This is a genomic window from Mesorhizobium sp. M7A.F.Ca.US.007.01.2.1, assembly GCF_003998165.1.
Lineage (GTDB): Bacteria > Pseudomonadota > Alphaproteobacteria > Rhizobiales > Rhizobiaceae > Mesorhizobium > Mesorhizobium ciceri.
The window spans coordinates 1-3,643 of sequence record NZ_RZQP01000369.1 but is presented as its reverse complement, the minus strand read 5'-3'; the positions used below and the strand labels follow the sequence as shown (position 1 = coordinate 3,643).

Sequence of the window (3,643 nt, the reverse complement as noted above, 5' to 3'; positions counted from 1 at the left end):
CGCCGCTGGCGCGACGCCTGCTGCGGCTGTTCATCGAACTCAACCGTCTCGGCACCGCCGTGGTGATCGCCACCCACGACCTCGGCTTGATGGAGCAGGTCTACGCGCGCCGCATGATCCTGGCCGGGGGAAGGCTGGATATCTATGACTGAACTGTCCGCCGAACATTTTGTGGAAAGGGAGCAGGACGCCGAGGCGACCGAAGCAAAGCCGCGCGCCCAGCGCAGGATGGCGCCGATCGTGCCGGCGCAGAACATCGCCGGCCGGGCGCTGGTGCTGGTCATCGCCATCATGACCTTCCTGTCCTGCCTGACTTTCGGCGCGGTGACGCTGGTGCGCGACACAGCGTCCGTCTGGGAGAACCAGATTTCACGTGAGGCAACGATCCAGATCAAGCCGGTCGACGGCCTCGACATGGAAGCAGCCCTTACCCAGGCCTCGCAGATCGCCGGCGAATTCCCCGGCGTCAAGGCGACCCGGATCATCGACCGCGAGGCGACCGCGCGGCTCCTTGAGCCCTGGCTGGGCTCGGGCCTCAACATCGACGAATTGCCGGTGCCGCGACTGATCATCGTCACCATCGACGAGAACAGCCCGCCCGATTTCGCCGCCATACGCGCCGCGATCACCCCGAAACTGCCGAGCGCATCGCTCGACGATCACCGCACCTGGGTCGACCGGCTGGTGGCGATGGCCCGCACCACGGTGACCATCGGCATCGCCGTGCTGGCGCTGATGCTGTCGGCGACGGTGCTGACGGTGGTGTTCGCGACGCGCGGCGCCATGGCCGGCAACGGTCACATCATCGAAGTCCTGCATTTCGTCGGCGCCGAGGCACGCTTTATCGCGCGCGAATTCCGCCGGCATTTCCTGGTCACCGGCATGAAGGGAGCGGCGGCCGGCGGTGCCGCCGCAGTGCTCGTGTTCATCGTCTTTTCCTGGTGGTCGTCGCGCAATATGGCGACGCCGCAGGCCGACCAGGCGACCGCCCTGTTCGGCAATTTCGCCATCGGTTCGGCAGGCTATCTCGGTGTCGTCTTGATGGTGCTGGTGATCGGCGGACTGACGGCGGCAACCTCGCACGCCACCGTCGTTGCCTATCTCAGCGACATCGATGTCCGCCAACCGGATGCAGGCTAATTCATGTCGCCCAAAAGTGGGAACCGGTTTTGGGACAACGACATGGATAAAACAGGGTGATCACGAATAGAGAATTCGCGTAACGCAAAGTGCGTCTTTTACCTACCCAAGGCCGCATTTCAGGATTAACCATATGGCGATGGACGCGCGGGATTCGACCGGTACGGCTGGGCAGATGCCAGTGGTGGTTGCACGTTCGCATGACCGCCGCGCTGTGAGCCGTCTAAGAGCCACGCTGCGCCTGTCCGCCCTCTCCGTCCTCATCCTTGCAACTTTGTTTGCCGGCGGTTTCGGTTGGTTCGCCAACAAGGTCAGTCCCCTGACGACGCCCGCCAATCCGGCCAGGGCAGACGCGATCATCGTCTTGACCGGCGGCCAGTCCCGCCTCGATGCCGCGATGGATCTGCTGGCGTCCGGCAAGGGCGAACGGCTGCTGATCAGCGGCGTGCATCCTTCGGCCAGCCGTCGCCAGCTGCAGGCGGCAACCGGCGGCGACAAGAATCTGTTCTCCTGTTGCGTCGACATCGACCGCGCCGCGCTCGACACGATCGGCAATGCCGAGGAAAGCGCCAAATGGGTCGAGAGCCACGCCTATGGCACGGTGATCCTCGTCACCAACAATTATCATATGCCGCGCAGCCTGCTGGAAATGGGCAGGCTGCTGCATGGCGCCAAGCTCGAGCCCTATCCGGTGGTCAATTCCAACCTCGACAATGGCGGCTGGCTGACCAAGCCGCGGGCATTGCGCGTGCTGTTCACCGAATACAACAAATATCTGCTTGCGCTGGCGCGCGGCATCGTGCCTGTCAAGCCGACGCCCAACGGCATCGCGCTGGCCGAAACCGCGGCCGGCGGCTGATTATTCCCCTGCGGCCGCGCCCGAATTTCCCCTGAGCCGTGCGATCTCCTGCTCAAGGCGTTCGATACGCTTGTCCCGCTCGCCGAGTGCCGCCGCGACGTCGGCTGCCTCGAACCGTTGTGGAATATGCTGCGGGCAATTGGCATCCCAGGCCGAGACCGTGAACAGGACGACCTGCTCGGCGCGCGCTCTGTAGCCTTGCGGCATCAGCTTCGCCATCAGTTCGGCATCGTTCTCGACGACGCGCGCGGTGCCCCAGAGCTTGATGCGCTGGCGGTGCATATAGTCGATCAGGAACAGGAACGCCCTTGGATTGTCGGCCAGATTGCCCTGCGTGATGAACTGCCGGTTGCCGGAAAAATCCGCGAAGCCGATCGTATGTTCATCCAGCACCTTGACGAAGCCGGCCGGCCCGCCGCGATGCTGGACATAGGGCTGCCCCTCGCGGTTGGCGGTCGACAGGAAGACGCTGGTCTGCATTTCGATGAAGGCGGCAAGGTCCGGGGTGATGCCGGCCTGCCAGCCGCCACGCTCCTCGACGCGGGCGTAGGACTGACGTGAGCCCTTGCGGGCCTGGATCGCCTTGACGGTCGGCGTGAAGGCGACGTCGCTGGTGAAAGCATGCGCGTTCATCGAAAGCTTCCTTGCGGCAAGATGCTAAAGTCCGAGCTCCGACAGTGTCGGGTGGTCGTCCGGCCGCCGGCCGAGCGGCCAGTGATACTTGCGATCTGCCTCGCTGATCGGCAGGTCGTTGATGCTGGCGATGCGCAGACGCATCAGCCCGTGTTCGTCGAATTCCCAGTTCTCGTTGCCGTAGCTGCGGAACCATGAACCGCTGTCGTCGTGCCATTCATAGGCGAAACGCACGGCGATGCGGTTGCCGTGGAAGGCCCAGACCTCCTTGATCAGCCGGTAGTCGAGCTCGCGGCTCCATTTGCGCGTCAGGAAGGCCTGGATGGCGTCGCGGCCTTGCAGGAATTCGGCGCGGTTGCGCCAGCGGCTGTCCTTTGTATAGGCGAGCGCGACCCGCGCTGGATCGCGTGAATTCCAGGCATCCTCGGCCATGCGCGCCTTCTGCGCTGCGGTCTCGGCGGTAAACGGCGGCAGCGGCGGGCGGGCTTCGGACATGGCAACTCCTGTGCGAGGCCATGCTGCAGGCAGGGCCGACAGACTGGAATATAAGCCTTCCATCATTCAAAGGCAGGTGGCATATTCGTAACTTGTCCTTCCATTTTTCGGAAGAAGCTATGGATCGTCTCGAGGCCATGTCGCTCTTTGTCGCCGCGGTGGACGCCGGCAGCCTTTCCGCGGCCAGCCGCCGTTTCGGCATTCCGCTGGCGACGGTCAGCCGCAAGATTTCCGATCTCGAGCGCCATCTGAACACACGCCTCCTGAATCGTTCGACGCGACGGCTGACACCGACCGATGCCGGCCAGGCCTATCTTGCCGCCTGCCGCCGCATCCTGGACGACGTCGGCGAGGCCGAACGCACGGCCGCCGGCGAATACAGTGTTCCGACCGGCGAACTGGCCATCACCGCGCCGGTCGTCTTTGGCCGCCTGCACGTGCTGCCGGTCGTCACCGGCTTTCTCGCCGCCTATCCCGACGTGGACATCCGCCTGACATTGGCCGATCGCATAACCC

At 64.2% G+C, this 3,643-nt stretch carries 5 protein-coding genes and 1 pseudogene; 4 read left to right on the top strand and 2 right to left on the bottom strand.

Features of this window, described 5'->3' with window-relative positions; all coding sequences use genetic code 11:
- The 3 genes and pseudogenes from EN949_RS33740 to EN949_RS33730 form a co-directional block, all read left to right on the top strand.
- Positions 1-152, top strand: a pseudogene (locus EN949_RS33740) (cell division ATP-binding protein FtsE); the annotation flags it as partial.
- Positions 145-1,140, top strand: a complete 996-nt coding sequence (locus EN949_RS33735; protein ID WP_013529399.1) for an ABC transporter permease — start codon at positions 145-147, stop codon at positions 1,138-1,140. The pseudogene EN949_RS33740 and the gene EN949_RS33735, both read left to right, overlap by 8 nt.
- Positions 1,141-1,273: 133 nt before the next feature.
- Positions 1,274-1,999, top strand: coding sequence for a YdcF family protein (locus EN949_RS33730; RefSeq protein ID WP_127232236.1), 726 nt, complete (start codon positions 1,274-1,276; stop codon positions 1,997-1,999).
- Here the strand turns inward: EN949_RS33730 and EN949_RS33725 are convergent, their stop codons facing one another.
- Both EN949_RS33725 and EN949_RS33720 read right to left on the bottom strand, forming a co-directional pair.
- A complete protein-coding gene (locus tag EN949_RS33725) occupies positions 2,000-2,632 on the bottom strand; it encodes a pyridoxamine 5'-phosphate oxidase family protein (RefSeq protein WP_063169092.1) in 633 nt (210 codons plus the stop codon).
- A 24-nt stretch (positions 2,633-2,656) separates the two neighbouring features.
- Complete coding sequence (locus EN949_RS33720; RefSeq protein WP_063169093.1) at positions 2,657-3,127, bottom strand: DUF1348 family protein; 471 nt, start codon at positions 3,125-3,127, stop codon at positions 2,657-2,659.
- Positions 3,128-3,246: 119 nt separating this feature from the next.
- Here EN949_RS33720 and EN949_RS33715 point away from each other — a divergent pair.
- Positions 3,247-3,643, top strand: a 397-nt coding sequence (locus tag EN949_RS33715; RefSeq protein ID WP_164770320.1) for a LysR family transcriptional regulator, incomplete at its 3' end; no start/stop codon positions are given.

Excerpts from the sequence above, each read along its gene's own strand:
- EN949_RS33735 (WP_013529399.1), top strand. The coding sequence starts at position 145 with ATGACTGAACTGTCCGCCGAACATTTTGTGGAAAGGGAGCAGGACGCC.
- EN949_RS33730 (WP_127232236.1), top strand. The coding sequence starts at position 1,274 with ATGGCGATGGACGCGCGGGATTCGACCGGTACGGCTGGGCAGATGCCA.
- EN949_RS33725 (WP_063169092.1), bottom strand. The coding sequence starts at position 2,632 with ATGAACGCGCATGCTTTCACCAGCGACGTCGCCTTCACGCCGACCGTC.
- EN949_RS33720 (WP_063169093.1), bottom strand. The coding sequence starts at position 3,127 with ATGTCCGAAGCCCGCCCGCCGCTGCCGCCGTTTACCGCCGAGACCGCA.